This window comes from Pseudomonas sputi (assembly GCF_021603585.1).
Lineage (GTDB): Bacteria > Pseudomonadota > Gammaproteobacteria > Pseudomonadales > Pseudomonadaceae > Aquipseudomonas > Aquipseudomonas sputi.
The window spans coordinates 264636-280557 of record NZ_BQHI01000003.1; the positions used below are offsets into that span (position 1 = coordinate 264636).

Sequence of the window (15922 nt, forward strand, 5' to 3'; positions counted from 1 at the left end):
CTCGCAGCACTCAGGTGACCGCCCATGAATGACTTACAGATCGATGACATCAAAACCGACGAGAACGCCGCCATGGTGTTGTTGGTGGACGATCAGGCGATGATCGGCGAGGCCGTGCGCCGTGGGCTGTCGAATGAAGAGAACATCGACTTCCACTTCTGCTCCGACCCGCATCAGGCCGTGGCCCACGCGGTGCGGATCAAGCCGACCGTGATCCTGCAGGATCTGGTGATGCCCGGCCTCGACGGCCTGAGCCTGGTGCGCGAGTACCGCAATCACCCGGCGACCAAGGACATTCCGATCATCGTCCTGTCGACCAAGGAGGATCCGCTGATCAAGAGCGCGGCGTTTTCCGCCGGGGCCAACGATTACCTGGTGAAACTGCCGGACAACATCGAGCTGGTGGCACGCATCCGCTATCACTCGCGCTCCTACATGACCTTGCTGCAACGGGACGCGGCCTACCGCGCGTTGCGGGTCAGCCAGCAGCAATTGCTCGACACCAACCTGGTGTTGCAACGGCTGATGAATTCCGACGGCCTGACCGGGCTGTCCAACCGCCGGCATTTCGACGAATACCTGGAACTGGAATGGCGCCGCTCGCTGCGTGACCAGAGCCAGTTGTCGCTGCTGATGATCGACGTCGATTACTTCAAGTCCTACAACGACACCTTCGGCCACGTCGAAGGCGACGAAGCGTTGCGCAAGGTCGCCACGGCAATCCGTGAGGCCAGTGCCCGGCCGTCCGACTTGCCGGCGCGCTATGGCGGCGAAGAGTTCGCGCTGGTGCTGCCCAACACCTCGCCGGGCGGGGCCCGACTGGTGGCGGAAAAGCTGCGCCAGACGGTCGCGGCGCTGAAGATTCCGCACAATACCCCGGCCGAAGGGGCGAGCCTGACCATCAGCATCGGCCTGGCGACCATGGTGCCGGAGTCGGGCAGCGACTGCCGGTTGCTGATCTCGGCGGCGGATCGCGGCCTGTACCTGGCCAAGAACAACGGGCGCAATCAGGTGGGGATCGAATGAACCACCAGTTTCATTCGCCTCAAGAGCCGCCAGACGGGCTGCCGTGACAGCTTGATTACGTTATACTCGCCGGCTTTCAAAAGTTCGCCAACGAGTGCTGCCCGTCATGGAAATCAACCCGATCCTGAACACCATCAAGGACCTGTCCGAGCGCTCCGAAACTATTCGGGGGTATCTTTGACTACGATCAAAAGCATGAGCGTCTGATCGAAGTCAATCGCGAGCTTGAAGATCCTGCTGTCTGGAACAAACCTGAATACGCCCAGGAACTGGGCCGCGAGCGCGCTGCGCTGGCGCAGATCGTCGACACCCTCGACGAACTGAACGGTGGCCTGGCCGATTGCCGCGAGCTGCTGGACATGGCCGTTGAAGAGAACGACGAGGGCGCGGTCAACGACGTCGTCGAAGTCCTTCAAGGTCTCGAAGAGTCCCTGTCCAAGCTCGAATTCCGCCGTATGTTCAGCCACGAGATGGACCCGAACAACGCCTACCTGGACATCCAGGCCGGTTCCGGCGGCACCGAAGCCCAGGACTGGGCCAACATCCTCCTGCGCATGTACCTGCGCTGGGCCGACAAACGCGGTTTCGACGCGACCATCATGGAGCTGTCGGCCGGTGAAGTCGCCGGGATCAAAGGTGCGACCGTGCACATCAAGGGCGAATACGCCTTTGGCTGGCTGCGTACCGAGATCGGCGTGCACCGTCTGGTGCGCAAGAGCCCGTTCGACTCCGGCAACCGTCGCCACACCTCGTTTTCCGCGGTTTTCGTCTCGCCCGAGATCGACGACAAGGTGGAAATCGAAATCAACCCGGCAGACCTGCGGATCGACACCTATCGTTCCTCCGGTGCCGGTGGTCAGCACGTCAACACCACCGACTCGGCCGTACGTATCACCCACGTACCGACCAACACCGTGGTGAGCTGCCAGAACGAACGTTCCCAGCACGCCAACAAGGACACCGCCATGAAAATGCTGCGGGCCAAGTTGTACGAGCAGGAAATGCAGAAGCGCAACGCGGCGTCCCAGGCGCTGGAAGACACCAAGTCGGACATCGGCTGGGGTCACCAGATCCGTTCGTACGTGCTCGATGCGTCGCGGATCAAGGATCTGCGCACCAACATCGAACGCAGTGACTGCGACAAGGTGCTCGACGGCGACATCGACGAATACCTGGAAGCCAGCCTGAAATCGGGCCTGTAAGAAACGCAATACAGGATCGGCTGATTCAACTCGATCCCTGTAGGAGCCAGCCTGCTGGCGATCCCCGGGCCGAAAGGCCCGGGGGCAACGAACCTGTGATGGAAAATTTAAAGACATGAGCGACCTACAACTCGATCCGCAAGCCCTGCAACAGGAAGAAAACTCCCTGATCGCCCTGCGCAAGGAAAAGCTTGCTGCCGAGCGCGCCAAGGGCAATGCCTTCCCGAACGACTTCCGCCGCGACAACTACTGCGATGCGTTGCAGAAACAGTACGCGGACAAGACCAAGGAAGAGCTGGCAGAGGCGGCGATCCCGGTCAAGGTTGCAGGTCGCATCATGCTCAACCGTGGCTCGTTCATGGTGATCCAGGACATGACCGGTCGCATCCAGGTCTATGTCAACCGCAAGACCCTGTCCGAAGAAACCCTGGCCGCGGTGAAAACCTGGGACATGGGCGACATCATCGCCGCCGAAGGCACCCTGGCCCGCTCCGGCAAGGGCGACCTGTACGTCGAGATGACCAGCGTGCGCCTGCTGACCAAGTCCCTGCGCCCACTGCCGGACAAGCACCACGGCCTGACCGACACCGAGCAGCGCTACCGTCAGCGCTACGTTGACCTGATCGTCAACGAAGACGTGCGCCAGACTTTCCGCGTCCGTTCGCAAGTGATCGCGCACATCCGCAGCTTCCTGATGAAGCGCGACTTCCTCGAAGTCGAAACGCCGATGCTGCAGACCATTCCTGGCGGCGCTGCGGCCAAACCGTTCGAAACCCACCACAACGCGCTGGACATGGAAATGTTCCTGCGCATCGCGCCAGAGCTGTACCTCAAGCGCCTGGTGGTTGGCGGTTTCGAAAAAGTATTCGAGATCAACCGCAACTTCCGTAACGAAGGTGTTTCGACGCGTCACAACCCTGAGTTCACCATGTTGGAGTTCTACCAGGCTTACGCCGACTACGAAGACAACATGGACCTGACCGAAGAACTGTTCCGCGAGCTGGCGCAGTTGGTGCTGGGCAGCACCGACGTGCCGTACGGCGACAAGGTGTTCCACTTCGGCGAGCCGTTCGTGCGCCTGTCGGTGTTCGACTCGATCCTCAAGTACAACCCGGAGCTGACCGCCGATGACCTGAACGACATCGACAAGGCTCGCGACATCGCCAAGAAGGCCGGCGCCAAGGTGCTGGGCTTCGAAGGTCTGGGCAAGCTGCAGGTGATGATTTTCGAAGAACTGGTCGAGCACAAGCTGGAACAGCCGCACTTCATTACCCAGTACCCGTTCGAAGTGTCGCCGCTGGCCCGTCGCAACGACGACAACCCGAACGTCACCGACCGCTTCGAGCTGTTCATCGGCGGCCGTGAAATCGCCAACGCCTATTCCGAGCTGAACGACGCGGAAGACCAGGCCGAGCGCTTCATGGCGCAGGTGGCCGACAAGGACGCCGGCGACGACGAAGCCATGCACTACGACGCCGACTTCGTTCGCGCGCTGGAGTACGGCATGCCGCCGACGGCCGGTGAAGGTATCGGCATCGACCGTCTGGTGATGCTGCTGACCAACTCCCCGTCGATCCGCGACGTGATCCTGTTCCCGCACATGCGGCCACAAGCGTAAGTGTTTCAATAAAAAAGCCGCCTGAAATGGGCGGCTTTTTATTGCCTGTCTGGTACAAACGTATCAAATGGTTAATTTTGAAAAAAACAACAGAGGTATGCCTGTCGTGATCGGTGCAATGGCTCAAGAGGGTGCAGCGGGAATCGCCACTGCGGTCGCTGAAAGTGTTCAGTACCAGGGCCGCAAGGCCAGCCGGCAGGGCAGTGAACAGCGTCGACAGGACATTCTCGATGCGGCGATGCGCATTGTCGTGCGCGACGGCGTGCGGGCCGTGCGTCACCGGGCGGTGGCGGCCGAGGCCGGTGTGCCGCTGTCGGCCACCACGTATTACTTCAAGGACATCGATGACCTGCTCACCGATACCTTCGCCCAGTACGTCGAACGCAGCGCGGCCTACATGGCCAAGCTGTGGATCAACAACGAAGGCCTGCTGCGTGAGATGGTGGTCAGCGGTGACGGCAGCCCGGAATCGCGTTCGCAGCTGGCTGACGATATCGCCCGGTTGATGGCCGACTACGTGCACCGGCAACTGGTCAACCGCCGCGAGCACTTGATGGCCGAGCAGGCGTTTCGCCAGGAAGCGCTGCTCAACCCGCGTCTGGCGGAGCTGGTGCGTTCCCATCAGCAGATTCTGTTGCAAGGCACCTGCCAGTTGTTCCAGGTATTGGGCTCACGCGAGCCGCAGCAGGATGCCAAGGTGTTGACGGCGATTATCGGACGGATGGAATATCAGGGCCTGCTCAACGACGCCGAGCCTTTGGCCGAAGAGGACATGCTCGGCATTCTGACGCGCTATATGCACCTGGTACTCGCGTCGGTGTAATTCTCGACCCTGATCGTTCCCACGCGGAGCGTCGAAACGATCAGCAGGGGAAGGTGTTTCAGGTTCTAGGGAGTGTCGAATGAAAGCCTGGCGTGGCGTGCTGATCGCCTTGTCGTTCCTGCTGCTCAGCGGTTGTCTGGTGACCTTCCGCGAGCCGCTGCCCGCCAGTGAACCGGCGCCCAAGGGCCTGCTCGGTCATTGGGCGAGCACCAACGCCTGGGGCGAAGCGATGAACCTGGAACTGACCCGGATCGGCAACGACCGATATCAGGCCGTCGCCTGGTTCAGGGCCAAGCCCCGGGAGCGCGAGGCGTTTCCGTTCACGGTGGCGCGCCATGGCAACCGCTGGTACCTGTCGGCGAAGGTGCCGGCGCAATACGGCGGGCACTTCACCATCGTCGGTTTCGAGATCACCGACAAGCGCGAACTGGTGATCTACAACCTCGACCTCGAGCAGATCAACCAAGCCATCGCCCAGAAAACCCTCGACGGCCAGGGTTTCCAGACCGATGACGGCGACGGCGTGCAGGTCGACAGCCCGCTTGAAAAGGTCTTTGCTTACCTCGACGACCCGGCCAATTCCGACGTTTTCGTCGAAGCGGCGCGCTATCAGCAGCAGGCCAAGGCCAAATAATTCAGTTCGTCACGTTTTCTACAGGAGTTTCGGGTGGACGATTACCAGCAGACGATACGCATTCTGTCCGATCGCATAGTGCTGGCGCAGACGCCGATCCGCGTGCTCGACGCGGTCAAGTGGGACGAGAACATCCGCAAGGGCTTCCTCAAGGCCAAGGGCAAGGAATTGCCGGCGGTGGATCGCGATTATTACCTCAACCGGCCGCTGTCCTTCGATTCGAGCAAGGTCAAACTGGAATTCCAGAACATCGAACGGGACATCACCCGTCAGCTCGGCCAGTTCAACCCGGTCGGCCAGATCATGCGCCGCATGTGCAAGGAATACCGGATGGTGGTGCGCATGCTCGAAGCGCGCGGCACCGAGGATTTCGGCCTGATTTCCCAGGAGCTGTACGGCGCCGCGTCCGATGCGTTTCACGCCGGCGACCCGACCCTGGCCGACCTTGGCCTGATGATGTCCGACTACCTGAACAACATCGACGGTCGTGGCGACCTGAAGGATGAGCCGAAGACCCTGACCGCCAAGGACGCCGTTCACCTGCTGCAAACCCGCCTGAACAAGGTGTTCGGCGAGGCCGAGGAAACCATTCGTGTGTTCGAGTCCGACGGGATCGTCGCTGACGCTGCGGCGGGCGCCGACTACATCAAGATTCGCACCGACGCGATGTTTAACGACCGCGACGTGCGGGCGCTGGAGGTTCACGAAGGCCTGGTGCATGTCGGTACCACGCTAAACGGCTTGAACCAGCCGATCTGTACTTTCCTGTCCAAGGGGCCGCCCTCATCGACGGTGACTCAGGAAGGCCTGGCGATTCTGATGGAAATCATCACCTTCGCTTCCTACCCGAGTCGTTTGCGCAAGCTGACCAACCGCACCCGCGCCATTCACATGGTCGAGGAGGGTGCGGACTTTTTGCAGATCTTCGAGTTCTTCCGCGAGCAGGGCTTCGAAATGGCGGAAAGCTACGGCAACGCCAGTCGGGTTTTCCGTGGTTCGACGCCGACCGGTCTGCCATTCACCAAAGACTTGTCCTACCTCAAGGGCTTCATCATGGTTTACAACTACATTCAGTTGGCCGTGCGCAAGGGCAAGCTTGAGCAGATCCCGTTGCTGTTCTGCGGCAAGACCACGCTGGAAGACATGCGAACCCTGCGTCAGCTGGTGGACGAAGGCCTGGTGGTGCCGCCCAAGTACCTGCCGGACCAGTTCCGCGACATGAACGCGTTGTCGGCGTGGATGTGTTTCTCCAACTTCCTCAACCACTTGAGCCTGGACCGGATCGAGGCGGATTACTCCAACATCCTGTGACCACACCGATCACCGTTGATCGTTCCCACGCTCTGCGTGGGAATGCCGCCATGGACGCTCCGCGTCCACTGTGACGCGGAGTGTGGGAACGATCTAAACCCGAAATTTTGCGAGGTTTCACCGGATGAGAATCCTCGGCATCCTTTGCCTGCTCCTGACCCTCGGCGGTTGCAGCTCGTTGCTGTTCTACCCCGAGCCCGGCCAGATCTTCACCCCGGAAAAGGCCAAACTCGAATACCGCACCGTTACCCTCAACACCGCCGACGGCCTCAAGCTGAACGCCTGGTGGCTGCCGGCCAACCCCGGGGTCGAGGTCAAGGGCACGGTGCTGCACCTGCACGGTAACGGGGGCAACCTGCCGATGCACCTGGGCGGGAGCTGGTGGCTGCCGAAAAACGGCTATCAAGTGCTGCTGGTGGACTATCGCGGTTACGGCTTGTCCGAGGGCGAACCGAGCCTGCCGGCGATCTATCAGGACATCGATGCGGCATTCGCCTGGCTGGACAAGGCGCCGGAGGTCAAAGGCAAGCCGCTGGTGCTGCTCGGTCAGAGCCTGGGCGGGGCAATGGCCGTGCACTGGCTGGTGCAACATCCGCAAAGACAAAAACAGCTCAAGGCCCTGGTGCTCGACGGTGTGCCCGCCAGTTACCGCAGCGTCGGCCAATACGCCCTCAGCACCTCGTGGCTGACCTGGCCATTTCAGGTGCCGCTGTCGTGGCTGGTGCCGGACGGCGACAGTGCGATCAACGCCATGCCGCAACTCAACGGCGTGCCGAAACTGATCTTCCATAGCCTCGACGATCCGCTGGTGCCCCTTTCCAACGGCATCCGTCTGTATCAAGCTGCGCCGCCACCGCGCGTACTGCAGTTGACCCGGGGCGGGCATGTGCAGACCTTCGGCGACCCGGTCTGGCGTCAGGTGATGCTGCGCTACCTCGACGATCCCGAACACTTCAACGGCCTGCGCCGCCTCGGTGAGATCCCGAACTATCCAACACCCCCGAATTCTGAAGACGAACCACCAGAGAGCCCGCAATGAGTGAAGAACGTAACGCCATCCCTCTGATCATCACCGGCATCTGCAGCATCCTCGGCACCGTCGGCGCCCTGTGGTACTACGGCTACCTGCACTTCGCCAAACCCGAGGATGCATTGCTGCTCAACGAATTCACCATGCTCAAGACCGTTCCTGGCGAAGACTACAAGGTCTCCCTGACCCCGGCGCCGCAAGTGGCGCAATGCATCGATGGCGTGCTGGTGCTGTTCGATACCGAGCAGAAAGGCCTGACCGGGGTGCTGGTCAACAGCCAGAAAAAGGCCGTGCGCTGCATGGGCCAGGAGACGCCGCAGAAGCTCGAAGAGTAAGCCTGCGACAGACAAAAAAGCCCCGCCTGATCAACTCAGGCGGGGCTTTTTCGTTATCGCGTAACGCTTAGTTCGAGCTGACAGCCGAACGCGGCATCACCGGCTGATTGTCGTTGGAAATGGTCACTTCCACCCGACGGTTCATTGCACGGCCCGATACGCTGCCGTTATCCGCAACCGGGTATTCCTTGCCATAACCCTGTGCGACGATGCGCGACGGGTCTACACCCATCTTGATCAGTGCAACCTGCACCGAAGTCGCGCGACGCTCGGACAGCGACTGGTTGTAGCTCGCGGTACCGGTGCTGTCGGTGTAGCCCTCGACGATCACTTTGCGATCAGGGTTTTCCTGGAGGAACTGCGCCAGTTTGTTGATGTTCACCAGACCGCTGGATTTCAGATCGGCCTTGTTGGTGGCGAACAGCACGTCACCGAAAGTCACCAGCGTGCCGCGATCGGTCTGCTTGGCGTTGAGGCTGTCCTGCAGCTGCTTGATCTGCTGATCGCGGGCATCCAGACGGGCCTGGGCACGTTGGGCGGCGGCGTTCTTCAGGTTGTTTTCAGCGGTGCGCAGAGCGATGGTCTGCTTGGCCACTTCTACGCGCTGGTTAGTCAGATAAGCCAGTTGATCGACCTTGGCGGCGTCTTCTTTATCCAGATAAGCCTTGTCGGCCTTGTCCAGATAGTCGCTGGCGTCCTTGGTTTCCAGCGCTGCGACCTTGCTTGCCTGCGGGTTGGCCTGCAGGCCGGCGTAGTTGGTGCGTGCCTGTTCCAGGTTCGGGTTGGGCGGCGTGGAGCAGGCAGCCAGGGCAACGCTTGCGGCCAGGAGAGCGGGGATCATCAGTTGTTTACGCATAATCGTTCGTCCTTTCTATCGATAAGAGTTTCAGCCTTGCGGTCGGGATGCGCGCTTACTGCACAGTGCGCTGACTTTCCTGACGCAGTTCCTGAACACCTTTCTGGGAATCCTTCACCGCTTGCTCGGCTTTCATCGCCTGAGCCTTGCGTTCGGCGACGCGCGCGTCCCACTCGGCCTGTTCGGCGAGGATGCGGGCCTCGTCATACTTTTTGTCGTGCATGGCGATTTCGGCTTGCTTGAGCTTGTCCTGGGCCTGCTTCATTTCCACGGCGGCGAATTCGGTACCACCGGCGCTGACTGCGCTGTTGACTGCCGATTGAGTCACGGCGTACTGCTCGGTCGGAGGATTGCCGGCGCAACCGGCCAGCACGAAGCTGGTGCCGATGGCCAGAGCGGCCAGTTTCAGACCGCGCAGGTGGGAGAACGAGGTTTGGGTCTTCATGGTCTTCAACTCCATTGGTTAACTCCTTGGAAGCTTCGAAATCCATCCTGGTCGAGGAGTGACAACCGTCATGTGTCAGCGCGTTTTGAAACGCTCGTTCCAGGCGTGGTTACCTGTTCCGACCGAAGGCATTTTTCAAAAGTTCAGAAAAGATGGCTCATCGCCAAAAAATATTCTGACCAGACAGACAAGGCTCTAAAGCGGGAACTTTGGCGGGGTAGAGAGGTACGCGCGGGCGAATAATGGCGCAAAAGCGGAGGGGGAATACAGTCCCTGTGGGACCTGGCTTGCCAGCGATGAGGCCATTAAATTCAACCCGTTTGCGGCTGAATTGACGCCATCGAGGGCAAACCATCTCCCACCGTTTTGAAGTCTCAGGGATCAGTGTTTCTGCTTGCCGGCAGCCGTCGAGAGGTCGTGCAAATGACGCCGCGACAACGCGAGAAAACGCGGGGTCGGGCCGACGTCTTCATACAGCGGATCGCCTTCTTCGTCGGTGGCGACCACGGTCGAACCTTTCACATACGGCAGGCTCGCTTCGAACTCTTCGAGGGCGGCGCCGATCAGCTCGCCGAGCAGTTCTTCGGCGTGGCGTTTGGGGTACATCTCGGCGATTGCCGCCAGGCGTGCGGCAGCTTCCACGTCCAGATGAATCGTGTAGCCGGTGTCGGTCAGGCGACCCTTGGCGGTTTCTTCCCAATGCTGGGCGAGTTCACGGATTTTCATAAAAACCTCATGTCGCACCTGCTCTTGGCAGGTCTTGGTGAGTGTCCGGCGTCTGCCGGCGGCAAGCCGTTGTGGGGCTTACTGTTGAGACTAGCTTCAAGCCTCAAGGTTTAAAGTCCCTTCGTCGTCTGCTTGTAAGAAGCGTCCCGGAGCGGCACTCTCTGTTCATCCACTCACTTGCGATCCGTCACCGATTACTGCTGGAGAGATGCTGATGACCGATATTGATGCACGCTTGCGCGAAGACGTTCACCTGCTCGGTGAGCTGTTGGGCAACACCATTCGTGACCAGTACGGCGAGGCGTTTCTCGACAAGATCGAGCAGATCCGCAAGGGCGCCAAGGCCGACCGGCGTGGCTCGATGGACGCCGAACTCAGCGCCAGTCTCAATCAATTGAGCGAAGACGAACTGCTGCCGGTGGCGCGAGCCTTCAACCAGTTTCTCAACCTGGCGAACATCGCCGAGCAGTACCAGCTCATCCATCGCCGCGAAGAGGCCCAGGCCGCGCCGTTCGAGTCTCGCGTGCTGCCGGAATTGCTCGCCCGCTTGCGCAACGAAGGGCACAGCGCCGAATCCCTGGCGCGGCAACTGGCGCGGCTGGAAATCGAACTGGTGCTCACCGCGCACCCGACCGAAGTGGCCCGCCGCACGCTGATCCAGAAGTACGACGCGATCGCCGCACAACTGGCAGCTCAGGATCACCGCGACCTGACCACCGCCGAACGCGAGCAGATCCACAACACCCTGCAACGTCTGATCGCCGAAGCCTGGCACACCGAAGAAATCCGCCGCACCCGGCCGACCCCGGTGGACGAGGCCAAGTGGGGTTTTGCGGTGATCGAACACTCGCTGTGGCAGGCGATTCCCCACCATATGCGCAAGGCCGATCAGGCGCTGTACGCCGCCACCGGTTTGCGTTTGCCACTGGAAGCTGCGCCGATCCGCTTCGCTTCGTGGATGGGTGGCGACCGTGACGGCAACCCGAACGTGACCGCTGCCGTAACCCGCGAAGTGCTGTTGCTGGCGCGCTGGATGGCGGCGGATCTGTACTTGCGTGATGTCGATCACCTGGCCGCCGAACTGTCGATGCAGCAGGCCAGCGACGCGCTCAAGGCCCGGGCCGGCGACAGTGCCGAGCCGTATCGGGCGGTGCTTAAGCAATTGCGTGAACGCCTGCGCGCCACGCGCAACTGGGCCCATGCATCGCTGACCGCGACCACGCCGGCCCCGGCCGATGTGCTGCACAACAATCGTGATCTGCTCGATCCGCTGGAGCTGTGTTTCAACTCACTGCACGAATGCGGCATGGGCGTAATCGCCGACGGGCCGTTGCTCGATTGCCTGCGCCGGGCCGTGACCTTCGGCCTGTTCCTGGTGCGCCTCGATGTGCGTCAGGACTCGTCGCGCCATAGCGCGGCCATGACTGAAATCACCGATTACCTCGGCCTCGGCAAATACGAGGAGTGGGATGAAGAGCAGCGCATCAGCTTCCTGACCCGCGAACTGCAAAACCGTCGGCCGCTGCTGCCGGCGCATTTCAAACCCTCGGCCGACACCGCCGAAGTGCTCGCCACCTGCAAGGAGATCGCCGCTGCGCCGGGTGCTTCGCTGGGCTCCTACGTGATTTCCATGGCCGGTGCCGCTTCCGATGTGCTCGCGGTGCAATTGCTGCTCAAGGAGTCCGGCGTCCTGCGGCCGATGCGCGTGGTGCCGCTGTTCGAAACCCTGGCCGACCTCGACAACGCCGGCCCGGTGATCGAGCGTCTGTTGTTGCTGCCGGGTTATCGCGCGCGCCTGCAAGGCCCGCAGGAGGTGATGATCGGCTATTCCGACTCGGCCAAGGATGCCGGCACCACGGCGGCGGCGTGGGCGCAGTACCGGGCGCAGGAGCGGCTGGTGGAAATCTGCCGCGAGCAGCAAGTCGAACTGCTGTTGTTCCACGGTCGTGGTGGCACCGTGGGTCGTGGCGGCGGCCCGGCGCACGCGGCGATTCTGTCGCAGCCGCCGGGATCGGTGGCGGGGCGTTTCCGCACCACCGAGCAGGGGGAAATGATTCGATTCAAATTCGGCCTGCCGGACATCGCCGAGCAAAACCTCAATCTGTATCTGGCGGCGGTGCTCGAAGCGACCCTGTTGCCACCGCCGCCACCGACCCCCGAATGGCGGCATCTGATGGACGAACTGGCCGCTGACGGTGTCGCCGCTTACCGCGCGGTGGTGCGGGAAAATCCTCAGTTCGTCGAGTATTTCCTCCAGTCCACACCGGAGCAGGAGCTGGGCCGCTTGCCATTGGGCAGCCGTCCGGCCAAACGTCGCGCTGGCGGCATCGAAAGCCTGCGGGCGATTCCGTGGATCTTCGGCTGGACCCAGACGCGTCTGATGCTGCCGGCCTGGCTCGGCTGGGAAACCGCGTTGAACAACGCGCTGGAGCGTGGCGAAGGCGAGTTGTTGGGGCAGATGCGCGAGCAGTGGCCGTTCTTCCGCACCCGCATTGACATGCTGGAGATGGTGCTGGCCAAGGCCGACGCCGATATCGCGCTGTCCTACGATGAGCGTCTGGTCGAGCCGGACTTGCTGCCGTTGGGTGCGCATTTACGCGACCTATTGTCGCAGGCCTGTTCCGTTGTCCTCGGCCTGACCGGTCAGTCGCAGCTACTGGCACATAGCCCGGACACCCTGGAATTCATCCGTCTGCGCAACACCTACCTCGACCCGCTGCATCTATTGCAGGCCGAGTTGCTGGCGCGTTCGCGGCAGCAGAATGTCGAGCAGGGCAGCCCGGTGGAACAGGCGTTGCTGGTGTCTGTGGCGGGGATTGCCGCCGGTTTGCGAAATACCGGCTAAGGTTTTCTGCGTGGGGCGGGGCACCCGGGACTGACGTCGGGTGCCGTTTATTGACCGTGGGAAAAATGCGGTCAGGCGACAGTTAATGATGGGGTTGCGACTTGGGGAACCGCGTCGCAAGGTCGCGGCAGGCGCCGGTTTCTCCGACTTTTGGCGTCTTGTGTGGGCGCAGCCTGCTGTGTATCTTGATCAGCCTTTGGCCGTTTGGGCGGCCACGACCCGTTTTATTGAGATTGGCCCCACGAGGCGAATCCGTTGTTTTTTATATAAAAAATTGAGGAGCACATCGATGCGCGTCATTCTGCTGGGAGCTCCCGGGGCCGGTAAAGGTACTCAGGCTAAGTTCATCACCGAGAAATTCGGCATTCCGCAAATCTCCACCGGCGACATGCTGCGTGCTGCAGTCAAGGCCGGCACCGAGCTGGGCATCAAGGCCAAGAGCATCATGGATGCCGGTGGCCTGGTGTCGGATGACCTGATCATCGCGCTGGTCAAGGACCGTATCGCTCAAGCCGATTGCGCCAAGGGTTTCCTGTTCGATGGCTTCCCGCGCACCATTCCTCAGGCTGAAGCGCTGGTGACTGCCGGTGTCGAGCTGGACGCCGTGGTCGAAATCGCCGTTGAAGACGAAGAAATCGTTCAACGTATCGCCGGTCGTCGTGTTCACGAGGCCAGCGGCCGCGTTTACCACATCGTCTACAACCCGCCGAAACTTGCCGGCAAAGACGACATCACCGGCGAAGAGCTGGTGCAGCGCAAGGACGACACCGAAGAAACCGTGCGTCATCGCCTGTCGGTCTACCACTCGCAGACCAAGCCGCTGGTGGAGTTCTACCAGAACCTGTCCGCCAATAACGGTGGCAAGCCGAAGTACAGCCATATCCCTGGCGTCGGTTCGGTTGAAGCGATCACTGCCAAGGTGCTTGAAGCCCTGAGCTGAAAAACCTGATCCGCTGCATCATCCACGGCCCGCTTGCGGGCCGTAGTTGTTTATACTGGCGCACTTTTCCCCACCTGATTTACGGACACATCGATGAGCACCTTGCTGGCCCTGGACACCGCGACTGAAGCTTGCTCCGTTGCCTTGCTGCATGACGGCAAGGTCACGAGCCATTACGAGGTGATCCCGCGCCTGCACGCGCAGAAACTGCTGCCGATGATCCAGCAACTGCTGGCCGACGCCGGTACCACCCTGCAAGCGGTGGACGCCATCGCTTTCGGTCGCGGCCCGGGCGCTTTCACTGGCGTGCGGATTGCCATCGGCGTGGTGCAAGGCCTGGCGTTTGCGCTGGATCGCCCGGTGTTGCCGGTGTCGAACCTGGCCGTGCTGGCGCAACGGGCTTATCGCGAGCACGGCGTGAGCCAGGTCGCGGCCGCCATCGATGCGCGGATGGATGAGGTGTATTGGGGCTGCTACCGCGAGACGGCCGGGGAGATGCGTCTGGTCGGCGCCGAGGCGGTGCTGCCGCCGGAAGTCGCCGCCCTGCCGGACGATGCCCCGGGTGACTGGTTCGGTGCTGGCACTGGCTGGGGTTATGGCGAACGCATCGCTGTAAACCTGACCGGATCCGACGCTGGCATGCTGCCACACGCCGAAGACTTGCTGACCCTGGCGCGATTTGCCTGGGCGCGCGGTGAAGCGATTCCGGCGGACGACGCCCAGCCGGTTTATCTGCGTGACAAAGTGGCCACCCCGAAAGCCCGCTGAGGCCATTCACCCTGTGGCATTCGCCGCAGGGGCCCGTTCGTTCCTGCCAATCGTCCGTTTCTAACCCCGCGCTTTAAACCTTTTGTCTTTTATGTGTTCTAGTTATCACTCGGCGATTTGCTAAGTCGGTCAGGTGCCGCTAAATTGCCATCATCGATACCGAGCATGACTTTATGCGTATAGACGGCGTTTCCACTCATTCCTACCCCATCAAGCGCAAGCCTCGCAAAGGCAATCCGGCGCTGGATGAGTCCGTCGACGATATCGACGGCGAGCTGGAATTCCCGACCGAAGAGCAACTGGCGGCCCGTGCCGCCAAAGCCACCGCCCAACGCCTGAGCAATCTGCCCGCCCGTCAACAAGACATGATTTATCACCGCGCGATGAAGAAAAGCGTGGCCATGGCCCTGGCCAGCTACCTGAGCACCGCCGGTTTTGTCGATTGGGATGCAGACGTGCTGGGCCTCGATCTGTACATCTGATGGATCTGCCTTACTACCTCGGTTGCCCGTCCTGGAGCGAAAACGCCTGGCGCGAGTACCTGTATCCGGTAGACGCCAAGACCTCCGATTTCCTCGGGCTCTATTCACAAGTGTTCAACGCCGTGGAAGGCAACACGACCTTCTACGCCAGCCCGTCGCCGGCCACCGTGCAGCGCTGGGCCGAGGTGATGCCGGAACACTTTCGCTTCACCGCCAAGTTCCCCGGTGACATCAGCCACAGCGGCGACCTTCGCGATCAACTGACCGCCGCCGAAACCTTCCTCCAGCTACTCAAGCCGCTCGGTGAGCGTGTCTCGCCAATGTGGCTGCAACTGTCGAAAAGCTTCACCCCGCACCGTTTGCCGGAGCTTGCTGCGTTCATCGATGCGCTGGATTGTCCACTGGCGGTGGAAGTGCGCCACGAACAGTTCTTCGCCAAGGGGGAGAGTGAGCGGTTGCTCAATCGGCTGTTGCTGGATCGCGGCGTTGAGCGCATCTGTCTTGATCCGCGCGCCTTGTTCAGTTGCCTGTCGACCGAGTCGTCGGTGATCCACGCCCAATCGAAAAAGCCCCGCGTGCCCACGCGTCCGGCGGCTTTCACTCAATTCCCGCAGGTGCGCTTCATCGGCCATCCGGCGCTTGAGGCCAACGACCCGTTCCTGGTGCCGTGGGTGGCGAAAATCGCCGAGTGGATCGAAGAGGGCCGCACGCCGTACATCTTCCTGCACACCGCCGATAACATTCTGGCGGCGAAGCTGGCGCAACGTTTTCACGCACAACTGATGCAACGTTTGCCTGGCCTGCGACCTTTGCCTGAGCTATACAGAGAACCCGCCGCCGAGCAACTTGGTCTGCTCTGAGGCGGATTTCTTCCTGCCCAG

16 protein-coding genes are annotated in these 15922 nt (G+C 61.3%); 13 read left to right on the forward strand and 3 right to left on the reverse strand.

Annotated elements, in window-relative coordinates; genetic code table 11:
* Nucleotides 1-24: 24 nt before the first annotated feature.
* The 8 genes from L6D81_RS06095 to L6D81_RS06130 all read left to right on the forward strand — a co-directional run bounded on the left by L6D81_RS06095 (nucleotide 25) and on the right by L6D81_RS06130 (nucleotide 7979).
* Complete coding sequence (locus L6D81_RS06095; RefSeq protein WP_236178299.1) at nucleotides 25-1026, forward strand: response regulator; 1002 nt, start codon at nucleotides 25-27, stop codon at nucleotides 1024-1026.
* Between the two features lie 106 nt (nucleotides 1027-1132).
* A protein-coding gene (gene prfB / locus L6D81_RS06100) for a peptide chain release factor 2 (RefSeq protein ID WP_102621447.1) occupies nucleotides 1133-2228 on the forward strand; the annotation gives its coding sequence in 2 pieces (ribosomal slippage) (nucleotides 1133-1204 and nucleotides 1206-2228; 1095 coding nt in all).
* Nucleotides 2229-2343: 115 nt separating this feature from the next.
* Nucleotides 2344-3846 carry a lysine--tRNA ligase gene (lysS, locus tag L6D81_RS06105; protein ID WP_236178300.1) on the forward strand — a complete coding sequence of 501 codons (1503 nt, stop codon included), beginning with the start codon at nucleotides 2344-2346 and terminating at the stop codon, nucleotides 3844-3846.
* A gap of 118 nt (nucleotides 3847-3964) precedes the next feature.
* Nucleotides 3965-4669, forward strand: coding sequence for a TetR/AcrR family transcriptional regulator (locus L6D81_RS06110; RefSeq protein WP_011332647.1), 705 nt, complete (start codon nucleotides 3965-3967; stop codon nucleotides 4667-4669).
* A 79-nt stretch (nucleotides 4670-4748) separates the two neighbouring features.
* Nucleotides 4749-5303, forward strand: a complete 555-nt coding sequence (locus L6D81_RS06115) for a hypothetical protein (protein ID WP_236178301.1) — start codon at nucleotides 4749-4751, stop codon at nucleotides 5301-5303.
* A 33-nt stretch (nucleotides 5304-5336) separates the two neighbouring features.
* Complete coding sequence (locus tag L6D81_RS06120) at nucleotides 5337-6614, forward strand: flavohemoglobin expression-modulating QEGLA motif protein (protein WP_011332649.1); 1278 nt, start codon at nucleotides 5337-5339, stop codon at nucleotides 6612-6614.
* A 124-nt stretch (nucleotides 6615-6738) separates the two neighbouring features.
* Nucleotides 6739-7653, forward strand: coding sequence for an alpha/beta hydrolase (locus L6D81_RS06125; RefSeq protein WP_236178302.1), 915 nt, complete (start codon nucleotides 6739-6741; stop codon nucleotides 7651-7653).
* Complete coding sequence (locus L6D81_RS06130; RefSeq protein ID WP_085748084.1) at nucleotides 7650-7979, forward strand: PA3694 family proteiin; 330 nt, start codon at nucleotides 7650-7652, stop codon at nucleotides 7977-7979. Before L6D81_RS06125 ends, L6D81_RS06130 begins: the two co-directional genes overlap by 4 nt.
* A gap of 67 nt (nucleotides 7980-8046) precedes the next feature.
* On the opposite strand, the gene lptF is transcribed toward L6D81_RS06130, so the two are convergent.
* The 3 genes from lptF to L6D81_RS06145 all read right to left on the reverse strand — a co-directional run bounded on the left by lptF (nucleotide 8047) and on the right by L6D81_RS06145 (nucleotide 10006).
* Nucleotides 8047-8835, reverse strand: coding sequence for a lipotoxin F family OmpA-related lipoprotein LptF (lptF, locus tag L6D81_RS06135; RefSeq protein ID WP_236178303.1), 789 nt, complete (start codon nucleotides 8833-8835; stop codon nucleotides 8047-8049).
* Nucleotides 8836-8890: 55 nt separating this feature from the next.
* Nucleotides 8891-9295, reverse strand: a complete 405-nt coding sequence (locus tag L6D81_RS06140) for a DUF4398 domain-containing protein (protein WP_064378962.1) — start codon at nucleotides 9293-9295, stop codon at nucleotides 8891-8893.
* A gap of 366 nt (nucleotides 9296-9661) precedes the next feature.
* Nucleotides 9662-10006, reverse strand: coding sequence for a pilin assembly protein (locus L6D81_RS06145; protein ID WP_085688799.1), 345 nt, complete (start codon nucleotides 10004-10006; stop codon nucleotides 9662-9664).
* Nucleotides 10007-10220: 214 nt separating this feature from the next.
* On the opposite strand from L6D81_RS06145, the gene ppc reads away from it, so the two are divergent.
* The 5 genes from ppc (at nucleotide 10221) to L6D81_RS06170 (ending at nucleotide 15901) form a co-directional block, all read left to right on the forward strand.
* Nucleotides 10221-12851 carry a phosphoenolpyruvate carboxylase gene (gene ppc / locus L6D81_RS06150; protein ID WP_236178304.1) on the forward strand — a complete coding sequence of 877 codons (2631 nt, stop codon included), beginning with the start codon at nucleotides 10221-10223 and terminating at the stop codon, nucleotides 12849-12851.
* A 289-nt stretch (nucleotides 12852-13140) separates the two neighbouring features.
* Nucleotides 13141-13791: an adenylate kinase gene (adk, locus tag L6D81_RS06155; protein WP_236178305.1), complete on the forward strand. Its 651-nt coding sequence runs from the start codon at nucleotides 13141-13143 to the stop codon at nucleotides 13789-13791.
* A 93-nt stretch (nucleotides 13792-13884) separates the two neighbouring features.
* On the forward strand, nucleotides 13885-14559 hold the full coding sequence (tsaB, locus tag L6D81_RS06160; protein WP_236178306.1) for a tRNA (adenosine(37)-N6)-threonylcarbamoyltransferase complex dimerization subunit type 1 TsaB: 675 nt from the start codon (nucleotides 13885-13887) through the stop codon (nucleotides 14557-14559).
* 173 nt (nucleotides 14560-14732) lie between these two features.
* Nucleotides 14733-15041 carry a hypothetical protein gene (locus L6D81_RS06165; RefSeq protein ID WP_007954720.1) on the forward strand — a complete coding sequence of 103 codons (309 nt, stop codon included), beginning with the start codon at nucleotides 14733-14735 and terminating at the stop codon, nucleotides 15039-15041.
* The gene (locus tag L6D81_RS06170) at nucleotides 15041-15901 is read left to right on the forward strand and encodes a DUF72 domain-containing protein (RefSeq protein WP_236178307.1); all 861 of its coding nucleotides are present in this window, start codon (nucleotides 15041-15043) and stop codon (nucleotides 15899-15901) included. Before L6D81_RS06165 ends, L6D81_RS06170 begins: the two co-directional genes overlap by 1 nt.
* The last annotated feature ends 21 nt before the right edge of the window (nucleotides 15902-15922 follow it).

Coding starts and splice junctions, on each gene's coding strand:
- L6D81_RS06165 (WP_007954720.1), top strand. CDS start 14,733: ATGCGTATAGACGGCGTTTCCACTCATTCCTACCCCATCAAGCGCAAG.
- tsaB (WP_236178306.1), top strand. CDS start 13,885: ATGAGCACCTTGCTGGCCCTGGACACCGCGACTGAAGCTTGCTCCGTT.
- L6D81_RS06110 (WP_011332647.1), top strand. CDS start 3,965: ATGGCTCAAGAGGGTGCAGCGGGAATCGCCACTGCGGTCGCTGAAAGT.
- L6D81_RS06095 (WP_236178299.1), top strand. CDS start 25: ATGAATGACTTACAGATCGATGACATCAAAACCGACGAGAACGCCGCC.
- lptF (WP_236178303.1), bottom strand. CDS start 8,835: ATGCGTAAACAACTGATGATCCCCGCTCTCCTGGCCGCAAGCGTTGCC.
- L6D81_RS06125 (WP_236178302.1), top strand. CDS start 6,739: ATGAGAATCCTCGGCATCCTTTGCCTGCTCCTGACCCTCGGCGGTTGC.
- L6D81_RS06115 (WP_236178301.1), top strand. CDS start 4,749: ATGAAAGCCTGGCGTGGCGTGCTGATCGCCTTGTCGTTCCTGCTGCTC.
- L6D81_RS06140 (WP_064378962.1), bottom strand. CDS start 9,295: ATGGAGTTGAAGACCATGAAGACCCAAACCTCGTTCTCCCACCTGCGC.
- L6D81_RS06130 (WP_085748084.1), top strand. CDS start 7,650: ATGAGTGAAGAACGTAACGCCATCCCTCTGATCATCACCGGCATCTGC.
- lysS (WP_236178300.1), top strand. CDS start 2,344: ATGAGCGACCTACAACTCGATCCGCAAGCCCTGCAACAGGAAGAAAAC.
- adk (WP_236178305.1), top strand. CDS start 13,141: ATGCGCGTCATTCTGCTGGGAGCTCCCGGGGCCGGTAAAGGTACTCAG.
- L6D81_RS06145 (WP_085688799.1), bottom strand. CDS start 10,006: ATGAAAATCCGTGAACTCGCCCAGCATTGGGAAGAAACCGCCAAGGGT.
- L6D81_RS06170 (WP_236178307.1), top strand. CDS start 15,041: ATGGATCTGCCTTACTACCTCGGTTGCCCGTCCTGGAGCGAAAACGCC.
- ppc (WP_236178304.1), top strand. CDS start 10,221: ATGACCGATATTGATGCACGCTTGCGCGAAGACGTTCACCTGCTCGGT.